Annotated in this window: 12 protein-coding genes and 1 pseudogene; 7 read left to right on the top strand and 6 right to left on the bottom strand. The window is 38.9% G+C overall.

All coding sequences use genetic code 11. The annotated features are described in order from the left end of the window. Together H6A61_RS04170 and H6A61_RS04165 are read left to right on the top strand one after the other, a co-directional pair. Window positions 1-173: pseudogene (locus H6A61_RS04170) on the top strand (iron-containing alcohol dehydrogenase); the annotation flags it as partial. A gap of 222 nt (window positions 174-395) precedes the next feature. Continuing rightward, window positions 396-899 carry a YhcH/YjgK/YiaL family protein gene (locus tag H6A61_RS04165; protein WP_239469101.1) on the top strand — a complete coding sequence of 168 codons (504 nt, stop codon included), beginning with the start codon at window positions 396-398 and terminating at the stop codon, window positions 897-899. Window positions 900-964: 65 nt separating this feature from the next. Here H6A61_RS04165 and H6A61_RS04160 read toward each other — a convergent pair whose 3' ends face one another. Next, entirely contained in the window at window positions 965-5,065 is a 4,101-nt protein-coding gene (locus H6A61_RS04160; protein WP_204391266.1) for a hybrid sensor histidine kinase/response regulator transcription factor, read from the bottom strand. Window positions 5,066-5,182: 117 nt separating this feature from the next. Next, a complete protein-coding gene (locus tag H6A61_RS04155) occupies window positions 5,183-5,434 on the bottom strand; it encodes a type B 50S ribosomal protein L31 (RefSeq protein ID WP_013617874.1) in 252 nt (83 codons plus the stop codon). A gap of 390 nt (window positions 5,435-5,824) precedes the next feature. Between H6A61_RS04155 and H6A61_RS04150 the strand changes: the two genes are divergently transcribed. The 5 genes from H6A61_RS04150 to H6A61_RS04130 all read left to right on the top strand — a co-directional run bounded on the left by H6A61_RS04150 (window position 5,825) and on the right by H6A61_RS04130 (window position 12,137). Continuing rightward, window positions 5,825-6,829, top strand: coding sequence for a class II fructose-bisphosphate aldolase (locus tag H6A61_RS04150; RefSeq protein ID WP_204391265.1), 1,005 nt, complete (start codon window positions 5,825-5,827; stop codon window positions 6,827-6,829). A gap of 149 nt (window positions 6,830-6,978) precedes the next feature. After that, window positions 6,979-7,779 carry a UDP-2,3-diacylglucosamine diphosphatase gene (locus tag H6A61_RS04145; RefSeq protein ID WP_154044187.1) on the top strand — a complete coding sequence of 267 codons (801 nt, stop codon included), beginning with the start codon at window positions 6,979-6,981 and terminating at the stop codon, window positions 7,777-7,779. Continuing rightward, window positions 7,776-8,894 carry a glycosyltransferase family protein gene (locus H6A61_RS04140; protein WP_204391264.1) on the top strand — a complete coding sequence of 373 codons (1,119 nt, stop codon included), beginning with the start codon at window positions 7,776-7,778 and terminating at the stop codon, window positions 8,892-8,894. The genes H6A61_RS04145 and H6A61_RS04140 overlap by 4 nt, the downstream gene beginning before the upstream one ends. Before the next feature lie 109 nt (window positions 8,895-9,003). Further along, window positions 9,004-11,064 carry an RNA degradosome polyphosphate kinase gene (locus H6A61_RS04135; protein WP_204391263.1) on the top strand — a complete coding sequence of 687 codons (2,061 nt, stop codon included), beginning with the start codon at window positions 9,004-9,006 and terminating at the stop codon, window positions 11,062-11,064. 134 nt (window positions 11,065-11,198) lie between these two features. Further along, window positions 11,199-12,137 carry a Ppx/GppA family phosphatase gene (locus H6A61_RS04130; RefSeq protein WP_239469100.1) on the top strand — a complete coding sequence of 313 codons (939 nt, stop codon included), beginning with the start codon at window positions 11,199-11,201 and terminating at the stop codon, window positions 12,135-12,137. A gap of 67 nt (window positions 12,138-12,204) precedes the next feature. Here the strand turns inward: H6A61_RS04130 and H6A61_RS04125 are convergent, their stop codons facing one another. From H6A61_RS04125 to radA, 4 genes are all read right to left on the bottom strand, one after another. Next, a complete protein-coding gene (locus H6A61_RS04125; protein WP_204391262.1) occupies window positions 12,205-14,616 on the bottom strand; it encodes a TonB-dependent receptor in 2,412 nt (803 codons plus the stop codon). Between the two features lie 85 nt (window positions 14,617-14,701). After that, window positions 14,702-15,283, bottom strand: coding sequence for a response regulator transcription factor (locus H6A61_RS04120; protein ID WP_204391261.1), 582 nt, complete (start codon window positions 15,281-15,283; stop codon window positions 14,702-14,704). Between the two features lie 44 nt (window positions 15,284-15,327). Beyond that, window positions 15,328-16,971 carry an NAD(P)/FAD-dependent oxidoreductase gene (locus tag H6A61_RS04115; RefSeq protein WP_204391260.1) on the bottom strand — a complete coding sequence of 548 codons (1,644 nt, stop codon included), beginning with the start codon at window positions 16,969-16,971 and terminating at the stop codon, window positions 15,328-15,330. A 25-nt stretch (window positions 16,972-16,996) separates the two neighbouring features. Then, complete coding sequence (radA, locus tag H6A61_RS04110) at window positions 16,997-18,370, bottom strand: DNA repair protein RadA (RefSeq protein WP_204391259.1); 1,374 nt, start codon at window positions 18,368-18,370, stop codon at window positions 16,997-16,999. Between the last annotated feature and the right edge of the window lie 550 nt (window positions 18,371-18,920).

Here is an 18,920-nt window from a genome sequence, read left to right as displayed (position 1 = left end):
TTAAGGAACTGTCTGTACGTGTAGGAATACCTCAGCATTTGTCAGAGTTGGGAATCAAGGCAGAAGACCTTCCTCGTCTTGCCAAGGCTGCTTATGCAGATGTATGTACTCCTGGTAACCCTCGTGAGGTGACAGAAGAGATAATCCTTGAACTTTACAAGAAGACTTTGTAATTATACCATATTAGTTTGTTTCTTAATCCTGCAAGGAGTGTTGCATCCCTTGCAGGATTTTTGTATTTTTGCCATCATAAACTTGTTACATTACATTTATTAAATCTTACCAATATGAAAAAGTCTATTAAATTATTGTTTATTTTATCGTTATCGATGTTGTTTTGCAATTTAACGTATGCCCAGAATTGTTGTTCTAAAATAAATTATATTAATTGGGTTATGCAGAGGGAGTGGAGTAACGGATTCAAAGCTTTGCCTGATGTCTGCACAAATCTGAGTGAATTCTATTCACAATATCATAAAAACAAAAAACAATGGGATGCTGTGTTTGCTTGGCTGGCACAGACAGATTTGCAGACAATACCTGCAGGAAAACATCAGATTCCGGATACGGAGTTGTTTGCCAGTGTTGAGGATGGTGTAAACGATCCGTTAGAGAAAAGAGGGTCTGAGTCTCATTATCATCATATTGACCTGCAATATGTTGTAAAGGGTACAGAGCGTTTTGCATTGCTTGACCATGATACTTCATATCCTAATAAAGCGTACAAACCTGATATTATAGGTTACTCGTATGATTCTTCAAAGGCTATGTTTATAGACTCAACTCCAGAACGATTTTTCTTATTCTTCCCGTCAGACTGGCATATAGCTAAAATACAAACTGATAAGGAAGATCAAAATATAAGAGTCGTAGTCGTTAAGTTGGATTATATAAAATAAGATTATTATAAATAAGTAAAACCTCTTAAATGTAACAAGAATACAATTTAAGAGGTTTTATTTTTTCATTCATTATTCTCTTTCTCAGATTTGTCTTTTTGTGCTTTTTCTTCTTCCATTTCGTATTTCTCGGAAGTGTATTCTTTTGGAGAAACACCGAAAATCTCTTTAAATGTACTAGAGAAATGCGATAGATTGCTGAAGCCTACAGCATAAGCTACTTCTGAAATTCCTAGTTTCTTTTCTTTCAACAGTTTGGCTGCTTGCTGCATTCTTATATTCTTGATAAAGTCGCGTGTTGACAAGTTGGTAAGTTCTTTTAGTTTTCTATGAAGATGAACACGGCTCAAACCTACTTCTTGTGCCAGCATTTCAACATTTAGAGTCGGTTCTGACATATTATTGTTTATTACCGACATAATCTTATCCATCAAAGCTTCGTCTGAAGATTTTATATTTATATCCTTTACTTTTTCTTTTTGCTCCTGAGCGCCACTGAACTTATTTTTCAGGATACGTCTGCTGTTGAGCAAATTTAATATTGTGCTTCTTAGGACTTCAGTGTTGAATGGTTTTATTATATATGCATCAGCTCCATGTTTAATTCCTTCTACCTGTTCTTCTGTTTTGCCTTTGGCTGTAAGCAGGATGACAGGTATATGGTTGATGTTGACATTTTGTTTGATTTTCTTGCATAATGTCAGTCCGTCCATTTCATCCATCATAACGTCACTAACCACCAAATCAACATGGTTGGTGAGTATGTGCTCATAGGCTTCACGTCCGTTGCTTGCCAATGATATTCTGAACTCGTCTGACAACTCATCTTTCAGGAATTCCTGAATTTCTTTTTCATCGTCAACTATCAGTATGGTAAAATTGGTTTTTGATTTCTTCTTTATAGTATTTTCTTCTTCGTTTATATCTGATATTGATGACGATATTTGCTGGATGTTGATATCATTGTTCACGTATGTGTCATTCTCTTCTATCTGTTCCAGACTTATATGGTCGCATCCTTTAGGTATTCTTACAGTAAATGTGGAACCTGAACTTCCTATATTATTTTCTGCTGTTATTGTTCCATAATGCATTTCTACGAGTGAGCGTGTCAGATGTAGTCCAACTCCTGTACCGCCCTGATTATGTACGCCATTTCCGCTGATTTGATAGAATCTTTCAAATATACGTTCTTTTTGGTTTTCATCCAGTCCTATGCCGCTGTCTGTTACCTTTATTTCAATATAGTTTTTTAACGCTCCTTTTGCATTCGGATTTTCGCCATGGCATAGACTGACACAAACTTTACCATTATCAGGTGTATATTTGAATGCATTTGACAACAGGTTCATCAATACTTTGTCGAAATTGTTTATGTCTATCCATCCCATGAGTGTTTCGTCTTCATGCTCGAAACTGAAGCTTATGTTTTTCTGGCGTGCAGTGTTTTCGAATGTAATCATAAGGTCGTTTATGAAACCTACAAGGTCTGTTTCACGGAAATGCATCTGCATCTGTCCCTTTTCAATTTTTCTTATGTCCATAAGCTGGTTTATGAGACGCAGTATCCTTTTTGCATTTCGGTAAATCATCATGTATGTTTTGCCTGTCTCCTTATCATTATTTGCTGCAATTAGCTTTTCCAATGGGTTTATAATCAGTGTCATAGGGGTACGTATCTCATGTGAGATATTTATGAAGAACTGTAGTTTTGCTTCATTAATTTCTCGTGCATGACGTATCTCCATGAAGTCGCGCTTGCGTCGTATCTTGATTCGTATATAGTTCACTGTCAACCATATAAGTATTATCACAGGTATGGAGAATAGTATATATGCCCACCATGTCTGATACCAAGGGTAGGATATATGAATATTATATACGTATGTATCCGATGTTATATTTCTGTTTACTGCAAAAACTTCTAAAGTATAATCTCCCGGAGGTAGATTGTTGAATGTTATGTAGTTTTCACCGCTTCTTGTTGACAGCCAGTTCTTGCTCAGTTTTCCAATTCTGTATTTATATAGAATATGTGACGTACTTCCATAGTCCATAGTTGTGAAAAGTACTCTGAAAGTGTTGTCCTTATGACTTAATCTGAATGTTTTTGCCCGTGTGACATCTTCGCTTATTATCTTTTTTCCTCCTGATAGAGAATTGGTATTTATACTCTTTCCGAAAACCTGGAAGTCTGATATTGTAAGACTAGGTTTTGATATTGAGTCTGTTATCTCAGACGGGTAAAAACATGTGATACCATTTGTACCTCCGAATAAGATTTCCCCATTTGCGGATTTATATGCAGCACCGCGTGTGAATTCGTTACCCTGAAGTCCGTCTTCACTATAATAATTGGTAAACGTATTGTTACGTTTGCTGAATTTGCTTATTCCATTGAATGTACTTATCCAGATATGTCCACTGTTATCTTCGCATAAACCACATATCACATCGTTTGACAATCCGTCGTTTATACCAAATTGTTTTATTTCTTTATTTGATTTGTTGAATGAGTATAATCCTTCGGATGTACCTAGCCATATTGTCTTTTCGCTGTCTTCCAATATTGAATAGCACATCTTGTCTTTAATGATATAGTTTGTTCCGGTGAAGTTTATGAAACTTTTGTTTTTAGGATTAAAACAGCTTACTCCTTTGAAATGTCCTATCCATATATATCCTTCACTGTCACAATATAATGTGTTTATCCAGTTGTCTGCCAGGCAATCACCGTTTTCATCCTTGTCGCTTTCCTTGAAATATGTTATTTCTTTACTGTCCAGATTATATACACACATACCTGTACCGTATGTACTTATATAAAGATTTCTATTGTGGTCTTCAGCGATGCTGAATACACTTTCGTTTTCCAGTCCAGATATACGGTTGAATGTTCCGGATTGTGTATCAAATAGTCCTATCCCTTGGCTGTAACTTCCAAGCCAGATATTATTTGATGAATCTTCGAATATGTTTATAATAGTATTCGGGAAAAGAGGCTTTCCTTCTTGCGGAGTATAATGCTTAATTAATCCATAATTTGAATTTAAGAAGTATAGTCCTTTGCTGTCAACTCCTATTAGTATATTGTTTTTGCTGTTCTTAAGTATAGACATTACGCATCCGTCGTCAATGGGACTGTTGCTTATTTGCTTGCCTCCGTAGAATCTGAAAGGATTTGTCTTCTTGGGTATAAGCACTACTCCCTTTTGGAAAATACCAAACCATAAGTTTCCTTCTTTGTCAAAAAGAATACTGTGTGCTTTTGTATCTTTCAGGTCTATAGCTGCATCTGCTATATACAGATCTTGTGTTTGTTTTGTGTCTTCTCTGTAAATTTTTACACCTGCTCCGTCTGTTCCTATGTATAGCTTATTATCGCATAATGCAAGTGTTTTTATTGGCAGATTGCCCAAACTCGTAATTTTGTCTATGCTGTTTTTTCCTTTGTTGAAAATGTAAAGTCCCTTGGTGAATGTCGCTATGTATATATCACCATTGGCATTTAAGGTCATTGAAGTAATATTACAGTTTTCTACTCCTGGCAGTTGTACTTTATCTATTTTATTGTTATGAGTGTCATATGTAATAACTCCGTGGTCTTCTGTTCCTATCCATATTATACCGTCATTATCTTCAATTATAGTGTTGACTTTATATATGCCAGTCCTTCTTATTTCGTTTATACATGAGCCTGTATTGTTCTCTGTATCAATTTTGAATAATCCTTGATTTGAAGTCGTAGCCCATATTTCACCGTTTTTCCTTTCTAGTATATCCGATATGTGTGGTATTGTGATTTTTCCGTTGATATATAATCTGACGTTCATGAAATTGTTCTCGTCACTGTTGTATTTCATCATTCCGGCTACAGTACCTATCCAGATATTGTCGTTCATGTCTTCATACACCACTCTTGAATAGTTGTTGCATATTGATGTAGAGTCATTTTCATCGTGGGTATATAGTGTAAATCTGTTACCGTCGAATTTGTTCAGTCCATATTCCGTTGCTATCCATATAAAACCTCTCTTGTCCTGATAAATATTGTTTATCAAGCTGCTTGATATATGGTCACCTGTAGTATAAATAACACTTGTTTGTGCTAAAATATTGGTAAAAAAGAATATTAGTATTAGTAATCCGGATAGTTTATATTTCATCGTATTATATTATATGTTTAACTTTTCACAAAGGTAATTAAAAAATGAGAACTACAAAAATAAAAGCGGGCAACCTGTTTTGAAGATTGCCCGCTTTTATCGTAAACTCGTATTAAATTATTTCTTGATACGGTTGTAACGGTTCATGAACTTATCAACACGTCCTGCTGTGTCAACCAACTTAGACTTACCAGTGTAGAACGGATGAGAAGTGTTAGAGATTTCCAACTTAACCAATGGGTAAGTTTCACCTTCGAATTCAATTGTGTCTTTTGTAGCACAAGTTGAACGTGAAAGAAACATATCACCGTTTGACATGTCTTTAAATACTACCGGACGGTAGTTTTCTGGATGAATTCCTTTTTTCATTTCAGTATATACTTTATTTATTATTATTTTGACTAGTTGGTAACACTTAGTCGTGTGTAATGGTCTGTTTCGGGTTGCAAAGATACGCTTTTTCTTTTAAATGAGAAAACTTTATCAATCTTTTTTGTGAAATCTTTTTCTCTATAAATAATATATAATGTGTATTTCCCATAATGTATAGATTAAAAAAGCATTGTTGTATTCATCGGCTTTGTAAAACTTGCAATATCTACATTGCATTATGCGTACTCAGGTTTGTAATATTTGCCATATTTTATCAATATATGTATGTTTGTGTATATTTTTTTCTTTTAAAATAGAAGTTCTGTATATATAAATTGCTATTTTTGCAATGGAATTTAATCACTAACATTATAAATAGTAAAAACAATGGTTAATTACAAAGACTTAGGCTTGGTGAACACAAGAGACATGTTTGCCAGAGCAATCAAAGGTGGATATGCAATCCCTGCTTTCAACTTCAATAATATGGAACAGATGCAGGCTATCATCAAGGCTGCAGTTGAAACAAAATCACCTGTAATCCTTCAGGTTTCTAAAGGCGCTCGTCAGTATGCTAACGCTACTTTGTTGCGTTACATGGCTCAAGGTGCTGTAGAATATGCAAAAGAATTGGGTTGTGCACATCCTGAAATCGTTCTTCACCTTGACCACGGAGATACATTCGAAACTTGCAAGAGCTGTATCGACTCTGGTTTCTCTTCAGTTATGATCGACGGTTCTCACCTTCCATACGAAGAAAACGTTGCTTTGACTAAGAAAGTTGTTGAATACGCTCACCAGTTCGATGTAACTGTAGAAGGTGAACTTGGTGTATTGGCAGGTGTTGAAGACGAAGTTTCTTCTGACCACCACACTTACACTAACCCAGAAGAAGTAATCGACTTCGCTACTCGTACAGGTTGCGACTCATTGGCTATCTCAATCGGTACTTCTCACGGTGCTTACAAATTCAAACCAGAACAGTGCCATGTTGATCCTGCAACAGGTCGTTTGGTTCCTCCTCCATTGGCATTCGACGTATTGGATGCAGTTATGGAAAAACTTCCTGGATTCCCTATCGTACTTCACGGATCTTCTTCAGTTCCACAGGAAGAAGTTGATACAATCAACCAGTATGGTGGTAAATTGGAAGCTGCTATCGGTATTCCAGAAGATCAGTTGCGTAAGGCTGCTAAGTCTGCAGTTTGCAAGATCAATATCGACTCTGACTCTCGTCTTGCTATGACTGCTGCTATACGTAAAGTATTCGCTGAAAAACCAGCTGAATTCGACCCACGTAAGTATCTTGGTCCAGCTCGTGACAACATGGAAAAACTTTACAAGCACAAAATCATCAACGTGTTGGGTTCAGACAACAAATTGGCTGAATAATATTTTATTTTAATTATATGATTGTGGAGATTGTCCGTAAAGGGCAGTCTCCACTTTTTTTATGCATAAATGTATTGTTTTGTTAATCTAAAGTACATGTATTTGTAATATTGATTCCGTTATTTTGCATCAGACAAAAATAAAGAGAAATGGAATTAAGACCACATTACAGAACAATCGTTTTATCGGACATTCATCTTGGTACGTCACATTCAAAGGTGGATGAGGTTAGTGATTTTCTAAGCACGGTTGATTGCGACCGATTAATCCTTAATGGTGACATAATAGACGGATGGCATCTGCAGAAATCGGGTGTAAGAAAATGGAAACCGGAACATACCCGTTTTTTTAAGATAATCATGAAAATGATGGAAAAGTGTGGAACTGAGGTTATTTATGTTCGTGGCAATCATGATGATTTTTTGGATAATCTGGTTCCGTTACGGTTTTCCAATATAAGTATTGTGAGAGACTATATATTGGAAAGTAATGGACGTCATTATTTTGTCACACATGGAGATGTGTTCGATAAAGTTACTACAGAAATGAAGTGGCTGGCTAAATTGGGTGATGTAGGATATACATTATTGTTGTGGATGAACGGAATGTATAATAAATATCGTTCAAAGCAAGGCAAGCCTTATTATTCATTGTCACAAGCAATAAAGCATAAAGTGAAGTCGGCTGTATCTTATATCTCAGATTTTGAGAAGGTCTTGGTTGATTTTGCACGAAAACGTGAATGCGATGGTGTTATTTGCGGACATATACATCATCCTGAAAATAGAGTGATAGATGGAATACACTACTTGAATTCAGGTGATTGGGTTGAAACTCTTTCTGCTTTGACCGAGGATGAAAACGGAGTGTGGGAAGTAGTAAACTATTCTGAGGTGATAAATCAATTAAATAAAACTGCCAAACTAACATTATTATCTGTTGCATCATGAAATTTTTGTTTATCGTTCAGGGAGAAGGACGTGGTCACCTTACCCAAGCTATAACTTTGGAGAATGTATTGTTAAGAAGCGGACATGAAGTCGTGGAAATTCTGGTGGGTAAAAGTGAATCAAGGCGTCTGCCAGGCTTTTTTACACGTAGCGTACATGCTCCGGTAAAACAGTTTGTCAGTCCTAATTTCCTTCCTACACCTGCTAATAAACGTGTCAATATAACTCGCAGTATTTTGTATAATGTAATGAAAGTACCCGAATATTTGGGCAGCATGCATTATATAAACGACCGTATTGTCAAGACTGGTGCAGATATGGTTATAAATTTCTACGAACTTCTGACAGGACTTACATATTTCTTTTATCGTCCCCTTGTCCCACAAGTTTGTATCGGACATCAATATCTTTTTCTGCATAAAGATTTCGAGATGCCATACAGGCATAAGTTTGGAATGAAACTGCTTAATATGTTTACCCGTTTGACTGCATTGGGAGCAAAGGAATATCTAGCTCTTTCTTTCCGCAGCATGAAGGATGATGATGCTAAAAAGATAAAAGTAGTTCCACCGCTGTTGCGACGTGATGTGTTCCGTCAGGAGGCTACTGATGGTAATTATATACATGGTTACATGGTTAATTCTGGTTTCTCGGAATGTGTGATGAGGTGGCATAAAGATCACCCTGAAACGCCTTTACGCTTTTTCTGGGACAGGTGGGAGGAAACGCCTGTCAAGAAAATTGACGACACTTTGTCTTTTTACCAGCTTGACGATTTGGAATTTCTTAGACAGATGTCCGGTTGTAAGGCATATGCCAGTACAGCAGGTTTTGAGTCGGTATGTGAAGCTATGTATTTAGGAAAGCCATTAATGATGGTGCCGGCACATATAGAGCAGGAATGTAATGCTTTTGATGCAATGAAGAGTTCTGCCGGAATTGTTGACAGTGATTTCGATTTAAGTAAACTGTTGAAATTTGCGGAGACTTATAAACCGGACGAGAGATTTAAGGAATGGGTTAATTCGGCCGAATATATGATTGTAAACGAACTGGAAGGGCTGGCTTCTGCTGAGTTTATGCCAAACATGTATATGGTGGAAGAGTATATCTGAAAACGTAATTATATTTTATTGTAAGAAATAATCCTTGTATCGATTTTTTTTGTAAATTGCAATAACAATGTAATATGTATTACTTTCCTTTGCGCAAAATTTAGTAGTTATGGCAATTAAGAAGAAAGAAGATCCATATCTTGAAAGAGATATAAGCTGGATGTATTTTAACAGGCGTATCTTGCAGGAAGCTACACGCCAACATGTTCCTTTGCTTGAAAGGATGGCTTTCCTTGGAATATATTCGAATAATCTTGATGAGTTTTTCCGTGTCCGTATGGCTTCTCAGAACCGCATAGCTGAATGTGAGGACAAATCTGCAGCCAAGGACAGAGAGAAGGCTAAGAAGATAATAAAGAAAATTACTAAGCTTAATTCCGAATACGCCAAGGAATACGAACAGGCCGTAGAGAATGTTATCTCTGAACTGGAGAAGGAAAATATATATCTGGTAGATAATGAAAATATCACACCTGAGCAGCTGGAATATATACGTTCATATTATAAGGAAAAGCTTAATGGTTTTATAGTACCTGTATGGTTCTCTGCAGTCAAGACTCTTGATTCTGAAACTGATGAGAATATTTATCTGGCTGTAAAACTTCAGAAGAAAAATGGTTCAAAGGTGATTACTGACTATGCCTTTCTTGAACTTCCAGTAGGATTGTGCGGACGTTTCGTTCGTCTTCCTGACTGCGATGGAAAGAGCTATATGATGTATCTTGATGATGTAGTAAGGTGTTGTCTTCCTATTGTCTTTGAGGGTCTTGAATTTACAGATTATGAAGCATACGCTTTTAAATTTACCCGTGATGCAGAGATGGAGATTGACAATGACCTTAGAACGGGTACATTGCAGAAGATTTCCAAAGGTGTAAAGAGCCGTAAGCGTGGTGAACCGTTACGTGTAATATATGACGGTGATATGCCTAAGGATCTTATGAAGCGAGTGCTTAATAAGCTTGATGTCGATTCATGGGACACTATTCTTTCAGGTGGTCGCTACCAGAATCATAAGGATCTGATGAAGTTTCCAGACTGTGGCAGGAAGAACCTGAAATATCCGGCTTGGACTCCTATAATGAAAAAAGAATTGGATGGTCCGGAAAGTCTTTTGTCCAAGATTCAGGAAAAGGATCGTTTTATACATGTTCCTTATCATAATTTCGATTCATTCATTAGAGTGCTGCAGGAAGCTGCTGTAAGCAAGAAAGTAAGTAGCATTAAGATAACTTTGTATCGTCTTGCAAAAGAATCAAAAGTTGTAAAGGCTCTTATCGGAGCTGCCAGAAATGGAAAGAAGGTAACAGTGGTCATAGAGCTGCTTGCTCGCTTTGATGAGGCTTCTAACATTAACTGGTCTAAGAAGATGCAGGATGCCGGCATAAAGGTTATTTTCGGAGTAGAAGGCTTGAAAGTGCATTCAAAGATAACACACATCGGAATGAAAACAGGTCCGGATATAGCTTGTATTAGTACCGGTAACTTCCATGAAGGGAATGCCCGTATGTACACGGACTGTGTCTTGATGACTGCTTCCAGAAGGTTGGTGAATGATGTTGATGCGGTTTTTGATTTTATCGAACGTCCTTATACGCCTATCAAGTTTAAAGAGTTGCTTGTTTCTCCTAATGAAATGAAGAATAAGTTTATAACTCTTATTAATAACGAGATAAAGAACCGTAAGGCAGGAAAACCTGCATATATAAAAGTCAAGATAAATCATATCACAGATCCTGTAATGGTTGAAAAACTTTATGAGGCTTCTCAGGCAGGTGTTGATATTGATTTGTTGGTACGCGGGAATTGTTCTCTTGTACCGGGCATACCTGGAGTAAGCAGTAATATCAGGATTAAAGGAATAATTGACCGTTATCTGGAACATTCACGTATATTTATATTTGCTGCTGGAGGAGAAGAGAAAGTCTTCATGGGTTCTGCCGACTGGATGCCTCGTAATCTTGATAACCGTGTGGAGGTTATAACTCCTGTTTATGATCCTGCTATCAAAGGTGAGTTGAAGCGTATTGTTGACTTTGGACTTAAAGATACTCTTCAGGGACGTATAGTAGATGGATTTGGCGATAACAAGTTTGTTTCTCTTAATGAAGATGAAACACCGTTCCGTTCTCAGGAAGCCCTCTACGATAGTTATCTGGCTGAAAATTGAAATCAACGACGTTAACGAATAGATAAATATAGCTTGATTTTTCACAATGTTGCTTGTCGCTTGCCCGCAAGGGTATGGTGGCAAGCAACTATCTAGTTTATAAACTTATTGTTAAAATATAAAAGGCAAATACTATGAGTAAAGAAATTGAAACAATGCAGAATGGCGTAAATTATGCAGCCATAGACATCGGTTCCAATGCGGTACGTTTGCTTATCAAGCATCTTGAAGAAACAAAAGAAGGAGTGAAATTCTCAAAGGTATTATTGTTGCGTGTACCCCTCAGGTTGGGATTTGATGTGTTCTCAAAGAATAAGATTTCTGATAAACGTGCCAAAAACATGCTTCGTCTGATGAAATCTTACAGTTATCTCATGAAGATATATGACGTAAAGGATTACCGCGCGTGTGCTACTTCTGCAATGCGTGACTCAAAGAATGGTCCGGAGATAATAAAACGTGTTGCCAAGGAGACGGGAATTGAGATTGAGATAATCGACGGTCAGGAAGAGGCAAAGATTGTATATAACAACCATGTTGAGTCTATGGAAGACCGTAAGGGTAATTATATGTATGTCGATGTCGGTGGTGGTAGTACTGAGATCAATTTGCTGTCCAAAGGTCAGTTGGTATGTAGCCGTTCATATAACATCGGAACAGTGCGTATCCTTAATGAGGCGGTGAAAGAAGGCGAGTGGGAGAGACTGAAAAATGACATGGCAGAACTGGCGCAGTCTTATCCGGATACGAATATTATCGGTTCGGGAGGTAATATCAATAAATTGTACCGCATGATTGAGAAGAAAGACAAGAAGCGTGCCCGTATGACAGTAGCGTCACTTGAGGAGCTTCATAATGAATTGAAACAATTGACTGTGTCCGAAAGAATGCAGAAATTCAATCTTAAACCCGACCGTGCCGATGTTATTGTTCCGGCCGGTGATATTTTCCTTACCATTGCCGGAATTATTAAGGCTACTTACATTTACGTTCCTGTTATCGGACTTGCCGATGGAGTGATAGACGGTATCTATTTGCGTAACAAATGGAAAGCTTTGAATAATGAGGTGTGATATAACAAACAAAAATGGCAGAACGAAAAACGTGTCCTGCCATTTTTTTGTTTTATGTAGTAAGTAATTAGAATCGGCATCTTAAATCGACACCTATCTGCATTGGGCGTCCCATCTGTGCAAATCCTCTGTTCATTGATTCGAAGTAGAAAGCCTGGTATTTTGTGTTAAGTGCATTGTTAATCCAGATACCTATCTGTCCGTTTCCTTTGTTCAGGCTGATACGTCCGTTCAGTGTACCGTAAAGATTCTGGTATGCGTTATTTTGTTCTGTCCAATATACACGTCCGGCTCCTCTATAGTTGGCATTCAACATTATATTGTCAAGCCAGGCTCCACTTTTCATTCGGAAAATGTACTGTCCGCCAATGTTGAAAGTATGCTGTGGAACGAATGGTACATAGTTGCCGTTATAGTTTACTTCATCGCTTACTACGTAGTCGGTGAATGTGGCATGAGTGTATCCGTAATTACCGTTCAGGCTGAATGCATCTGTTATCTGTGCTTTCAGAGCCAGTTCACCACCGATGCTTCTGCTCTTACCTGCATTTACTGTTATACGTCCCAAGCCGCTTGCTGCAAATCGTGAAATCTGTTGGTCATGAGTGTCCATATAGAATGCGGCTACATCTGCCTGAAGTCGTCCGTCAAACATGGTCATATGCGAACCTATTTCGTAGTTCCATGAATATTCAGGTTTATACATTGTTGTTTCCTGAATGTTGAATTCATAGTGAGGAATTTTGTCTCCTCCCATTTGTGAAACCATACCGTGACTCTTTTCGTTCAATACAGCTATCATTCCATTTATCATTTCTCCTTGTACTATTTCAGAGAACATTTGTATATTGTATCCTCCTGAACGATAACCTTTAGATACTGATGCATAGATATTGTTGCTTTTGTTGAAATCGTATTGTAGGGCGAATTTAGGCAATAACTGAATATAGTCATGGCTTATATTACCATTTACTTTCGGTGAAGAGTTCAGTCCCTTGAATGGCATTGGCATAACAGCTATTTTAAAATCGAAATTGATATTGGTGTTAGAGTTATAGTCCAGCCAGTATCTTTCGTATTCCATTCTTAAACCTGCTGTAAATGAAAGTCCTTTAAAGATAATATCATTTATTGTTGATTGGTGGTATATTCCCGTACTGAGCATTGGAGATTTGAAGTTTCCGCCAATTAATATGTTTTCATCTGTTATATCAAGACTCATGTCCGGCATCATAGGTTTTTCTTCTTTGATTTTCTTGAATATACCGTTTACATTGTTTTCCATTAATGATGAAATACCATCCTCATGGAAAGTCACAGGTCCTTCAGTATCCAGCCATTGGTAGAAACCGCTCACGCCGGTAGTCCACTGCCAGCGGCGTCCCGGTTTTGATTTCAGAACTATTTCTTCGCTTATTGTTTTTGAATTCTGTCTCTGTGACATAGTATAGACATTCTTTCTTGTGAAGTCCTGATCAAGGTTCATTTCATCTTTCAGATACTGGAAACCTGTAACACTGCTCAGAATGAAGTTATCTGCCTGATGCTCAAGGTTCAACCCACCGTTGAGGAGATGACGCATATATCCGCATTCATTGTTGTATGCTACTTTACCCAAGTCCCCTTTCAAGTCCTGATAGTAGATGTCTGTTTCAGAAAGGCTTGTCAGCTGATATGGATAACCTCCCTGGTTGGAATATTCATAATTTACTGTAAAGTCCAGTTTAAGATTGTCTTTTGGCAACCAGATAGCTCTCATTCTTCCACCTACTTCGTCACCTTTATCTATCTTTTCGTTGTTGCGTGCTACATTTTCAAAGAAACCTCCTTCATGTTCATAAAAAGCTCCTGCTGAAAATGCAAATTTGTCAGAAATGCGATGATAGTGGTTTACCGAAGCCTTATAGTTGTTATAGGTGGCTGCTCCTAGGCTTATGTCCGTACCTTGATATGAAAAAGGAGATTTAGTGAATACACGTATAAGACCACCCATAGTGTTGCGTCCGTACAGAGTACCCTGAGGACCGCGCAATACGTCTATACGTTCTATATCTGAATAGTTGAAATCAAAAGCCGATTTGTCTATAAAAGGAATATTATCAACGTATAGTCCTACGGCAGGGGTATTTATTCTTGAACCTATACCTCTTACGTAAACTGATGTGGTAAGTTTTGATCCGTAATCAGGTATAAACAGGTTTGGAACAAGTCCGGACAATGATTTTACAGAAGTCACAGAGTTGTTTCTCATATCTCCTTGCGAAAAAGATGTTGCAGAAAGAGGCTGTTGTCTCAGTCTGTTGTTTTCTTTAGGAGTAGCTATTACTATAACTTCTTCAATGTCTATTACTCGTGTTGTGTCTTTTGGAGCTTCTGCTGTTTCCTCCTTAGGCATGCTATATGCCGGCGTCGCAGCAGAGATGACAGTTACACCTGCTGCCATTATCTTCAATGATTTTAGAACTGTACCTTTTTTCATTTTTTAGTCTGTTTGTCGTTTTTGTAAATCCGGATGCAAAGGAAACTCAATTGGTGAAAATGTACAATCCTAATTTATTATGATTTTATATGCTGTCGGCATCAATATATCCGTTCATTACGGCATAAATAGCCAGTCCGGAAACGGATTTTATGCCAAGCTTCTCCGTGATGTTTTTCCTGTGTGATATTACCGTTGTGAGGCTTATGTTCAGCTTATCAGCAATTTCTTTGTTTATCAGTCCTTTGGTTACAAGAACCAGCACCTCAATTTCTCTGGCAGAAAGAGTATTGATGTTTTCGTTTGGTAAAGGTTTGACCGGATGATGTGTCATTTCGTGTCCCTTGTTACGCATATCCATAAAAGCTTTGATCAGCTTTTCCTGTGGCAGAAAGGTGTTGAGCACAGGAACGCCAACCGGAATCTGCGGCTCTCCGGCTGACAACACTATGCTTTTGGGCTTTCTTTCAAGGAAGAAAGCAGTGTGCTCGAAATATATTGATGTCGACACAAAATAGTGTGCATACATGTCCGGAGTATCGTCTATTAGAGCTTCGAACGAATGGAACACGCGTATGACAGCCTGCGGTATCAACTCTTCCAGTATGGTCTGCAATCCAAGTGCCGTAAGAGTATTCTTTTCGATTATGGCAATTTCAGGAATCATTTTATTATCGTTTAAACAGTGTTTAAATGGTATTTAAATGGTGTTTAAATTCTCATGAACGCAGCAACAGCTTCTGCACATCTCTCTCCGTCAACCCCAGCCGATACTATTCCTCCGGCATAACCTGCACCTTCACCGCAAGGGAAGAGTCCTTCTACTGTGACATGCTGCAGCGTTTCGTTGTCGCGTACAATTCTGACAGGTGCCGATGTACGTGTTTCCACTGCTATCATCACCGCATCGTTGGTGAGGAATCCGTGCGAACTTCTGCCGAACATCTCGAATCCTTTGCTCAGACGTTCGCTGATGAATTTAGGCATCCAGAAGTGTAGTGGTGATGATATGATGCCAGGGCTGTAGGAAGTGACAGGAAGGTCGTAGCTCAGTTTCTTTCTTGTGAAATCTACCATTCTTTGTGCGGGAGCAGTCTGTCGCATATTTGCCTGTTGCCAGCATATCTGTTCCAGTTTTTCCTGGAATTGCATCATTGCCAGAACCGACTGTTCTCCATCCTTGGCAGTCTTGCGTATCAGTTCTTCTGTCTGCTGTTCTGCAGAGCCTTCAATCACTTCGCATGCCTGCAGTTGCAGGGTAGGGTCGTTCAAGTCTTCAGGACGAATTTCTACCACCATACCCGAGTTACTCCATTTCGTACCACGGTTGCTCGGGCTCATTCCGTTTACAACCAGCTGGTGAGGACCACTTGCGGCAGGAACTACAAAACCACCAGGACACATACAGAAGCTATATACACCGCGTCCGTCAACCTGCTGTACGAAACTGTATTCAGCTGCCGGAAGGTATTTGCCTCTTCCGTTCTTGTTGTGATACTGAATCTGGTCGATAAGCATTGACGGATGTTCCAGACGTACACCTACGGCAAGACCTTTAGTCTCCATTTTCACGCCGTTGGCATATAGCCAGCGGTAAACGTCGCGTGCGGAATGACCGGTGGCAAGTATCACCGGACCTCTGAAAGTCCTTCCATCGTTGGTCTCAATGCCAACAACCTTATTTTTCTCTATAATAATGGCATCCATTCTGGTCTTGAAGTGAACTTCTCCGCCGCATTCCAGAATGGTATTTCTCATGTTTTCAATCACCCTCGGCAGTTTGTCTGTTCCGATGTGAGGGTGTGCATCTATAAGGATTGAGGTGCTGGCTCCGTGCTGGCAGAACACATTCAGAATCTTATCCACATTGCCGCGCTTCTTGCTTCTTGTATAAAGCTTGCCGTCGGAATATGCACCTGCGCCACCTTCACCGAAACTGTAGTTTGATTCGGGATCAACCTTATGCTCGCGGCTGATTTTTGCCAGGTCTTCTTTCCTTTCGCGTACGTTTTTTCCGCGTTCAATTACTATCGGACGCAGACCAAGCTCTATAAGTCGCAGTGCGGCAAACAGTCCTCCCGGACCGGCGCCCACAACAATCACCTGAGGCTTTCCGCTAACGTTTTTGTATTCGGTATGAGTATATTCCTGTGTGTCCGGCACTTCGTTGATGAACACCTGTACCTTTACATTTACATATATGGTACGCTGACGTGCGTCAATACTCTTTTTCAGAACTCTTACAGCATTGATAGTTCTGATGTCAAGCCCCTTTTCGCGGCTGATATATGTCTTCAGCGACTGTTCGCTTGCAGCCTGTTCAGGCAATATTCTGAGTTGATATTCGTTTACCATCTTAATTAAGTTTTAGTCTTTATGTTCATCCGAAAAGTTCCCTGAATGCTTCTTCCACTTTTCTTACAGGAACAAGTTCAATCTTTATTTTCTTTTTGTCCAGTCCTTGCAGATTATGTTTTGGCACCAGCATACGTGTGAAACCAAGTTTCTCGGCCTCGCTTATCCTCTGTTCAATTCTATTCACAGGTCGTATTTCTCCGCTAAGTCCCACTTCGCCTGCCATACATACTCCCGATTCTATTTCCGTGTCCATATTACTGGAAAGAATGGCACTTATCACAGCCAGGTCGATAGCCGGGTCGTTTACTTTCAGTCCACCGGCAATGTTCAGGAATACATCCTTCTGAGCCAGTTTGAAACCCACACGTTTCTCTAGTACGGCAAGCAGCATGTTCATTCTTCTGATGTCGAACCCTGTTGCCGAGCGTTGAGGCGTTCCGTAGGCAGCTGTACTTACAAGTGCCTGTACCTCGATAAGGAATGGACGGATACCTTCAGTTGCACAGGCTATGGAAATTCCGCTCATTCCTTCATGATCCTGTGTGAGCAGCAGTTCAGAAGGATTGCTTACCTGACGCAGACCGTCCTGACGCATCTCGTATATACCCAGTTCGGCGGTACTTCCGAAACGGTTTTTTATGCTTCGCAGTATTCGGTACATATAGTGCTGGTCGCCTTCGAACTGAAGTACAGTATCGACGATATGTTCCAATACCTTAGGTCCGGCAATGCTTCCCTCCTTGTTGATATGACCAATCAGTATGACCGGAGTTCCCGTTTCCTTTGCAAATCTCAGTATTGCTGCCGAACATTCTCTCACCTGTACTATGCTTCCGGGTGATGAGTCGAGATTTTCTGTAGAAATAGTCTGTATGGAGTCAATAATAACCAAGTCCGGAGAAGTACTCTTTATATTGGCAAAAATCTGTTCCAGCGATGTCTCGCATGCTATGAGCAGTTCGCTCTCTCCGTTATGCCTTATTCTGTCAGCACGCAGCTTGAGTTGTCGCGCACTTTCCTCGCCTGATATATACAGTATTCTTTTGTTGGTCAGATGTAGTACTGTTTGCAGAACTAGTGTTGACTTGCCTATACCCGGTTCGCCGCCAAGCAGTGTGAGCGAACCTTGCACCAGTCCGCCACCGAGCACTCTGTTCAGCTCGTCGTCCATAAGGTCAATTCTCTGTTCGTCCGATGAAACGATTTCCTTAAGGTATTGTGGTTTTGAACGAATGGATTCAATACCGTGGACGGCATGCTTTGCCACAGGTGTTTCCTTTCTCACCACTTCTTCCGAAAAAGTGTTCCACTGTCCGCATGAAGGACATTTGCCAATCCATTTTGGTGACTCCTGTCCGCAGTTTGTGCATACGAATACTGTTTTGTCTTTTGCCATTGTTGAGCTTGATAATGTATAATATGCAAAAGTAATGAAAGGTGAGCGTAGAGACAAATGAAAAACACAGTTTTTCAATTTATAATATTCATTGGTTTATGTATAGGCTATATATGTTTTTGTTAATGACAATTTGACAAAATGATAATTGGTTAAGCTGAGAGTCTGAATTTTGCAGACGATTTATTGTTTGATGGTAATAAATGATTTCTGGTAGGTTATGATAATGGTAAAAAGTTATATAATCATATATGTAGATTTTTATATGTCGCATATTATGGGTATATGCTTTAAATATGTTTTATATACGTTTGTGTTTTTGCATTATTGATATTTTAATTTACGCTGTTTTTATTTCCCAAATAGAGAAAAAACGTTGCTTTTTTCAATGTTTTTAGCCGGATCCAAGCGTTTTATAAAAACGACAGGTCATTTTGAAAGATATTCTTTGTCGTTTAAATTGGAATTCTTTGTTGTTTTATTGAAGTATTTCGTTTGGGCGATTGTTAATTCTAAGTGGGTATTTAACATCTTGGACTGTTTAGATGTT

The organism is Bacteroides caecigallinarum, from assembly GCF_016901995.1.
Lineage (GTDB): Bacteria > Bacteroidota > Bacteroidia > Bacteroidales > Bacteroidaceae > Phocaeicola > Phocaeicola cellulolyticus.
The sequence above is the reverse complement of the archived record's forward strand: the minus strand, read 5'-3'. Positions and strand labels throughout refer to the sequence as shown.

Bases quoted from the DNA above. Each gene is read 5' to 3' on its own strand.
- H6A61_RS04165 (WP_239469101.1), top strand. From the start codon at position 396: ATGCAGAGGGAGTGGAGTAACGGATTCAAAGCTTTGCCTGATGTCTGC.
- radA (WP_204391259.1), bottom strand. From the start codon at position 18,370: ATGGCAAAAGACAAAACAGTATTCGTATGCACAAACTGCGGACAGGAG.
- H6A61_RS04150 (WP_204391265.1), top strand. From the start codon at position 5,825: ATGGTTAATTACAAAGACTTAGGCTTGGTGAACACAAGAGACATGTTT.
- H6A61_RS04115 (WP_204391260.1), bottom strand. From the start codon at position 16,971: ATGGTAAACGAATATCAACTCAGAATATTGCCTGAACAGGCTGCAAGC.
- H6A61_RS04120 (WP_204391261.1), bottom strand. From the start codon at position 15,283: ATGATTCCTGAAATTGCCATAATCGAAAAGAATACTCTTACGGCACTT.
- H6A61_RS04155 (WP_013617874.1), bottom strand. From the start codon at position 5,434: ATGAAAAAAGGAATTCATCCAGAAAACTACCGTCCGGTAGTATTTAAA.
- H6A61_RS04145 (WP_154044187.1), top strand. From the start codon at position 6,979: ATGGAATTAAGACCACATTACAGAACAATCGTTTTATCGGACATTCAT.
- H6A61_RS04135 (WP_204391263.1), top strand. From the start codon at position 9,004: ATGGCAATTAAGAAGAAAGAAGATCCATATCTTGAAAGAGATATAAGC.
- H6A61_RS04140 (WP_204391264.1), top strand. From the start codon at position 7,776: ATGAAATTTTTGTTTATCGTTCAGGGAGAAGGACGTGGTCACCTTACC.
- H6A61_RS04125 (WP_204391262.1), bottom strand. From the start codon at position 14,616: ATGAAAAAAGGTACAGTTCTAAAATCATTGAAGATAATGGCAGCAGGT.
- H6A61_RS04130 (WP_239469100.1), top strand. From the start codon at position 11,199: ATGAGTAAAGAAATTGAAACAATGCAGAATGGCGTAAATTATGCAGCC.
- H6A61_RS04160 (WP_204391266.1), bottom strand. From the start codon at position 5,065: ATGAAATATAAACTATCCGGATTACTAATACTAATATTCTTTTTTACC.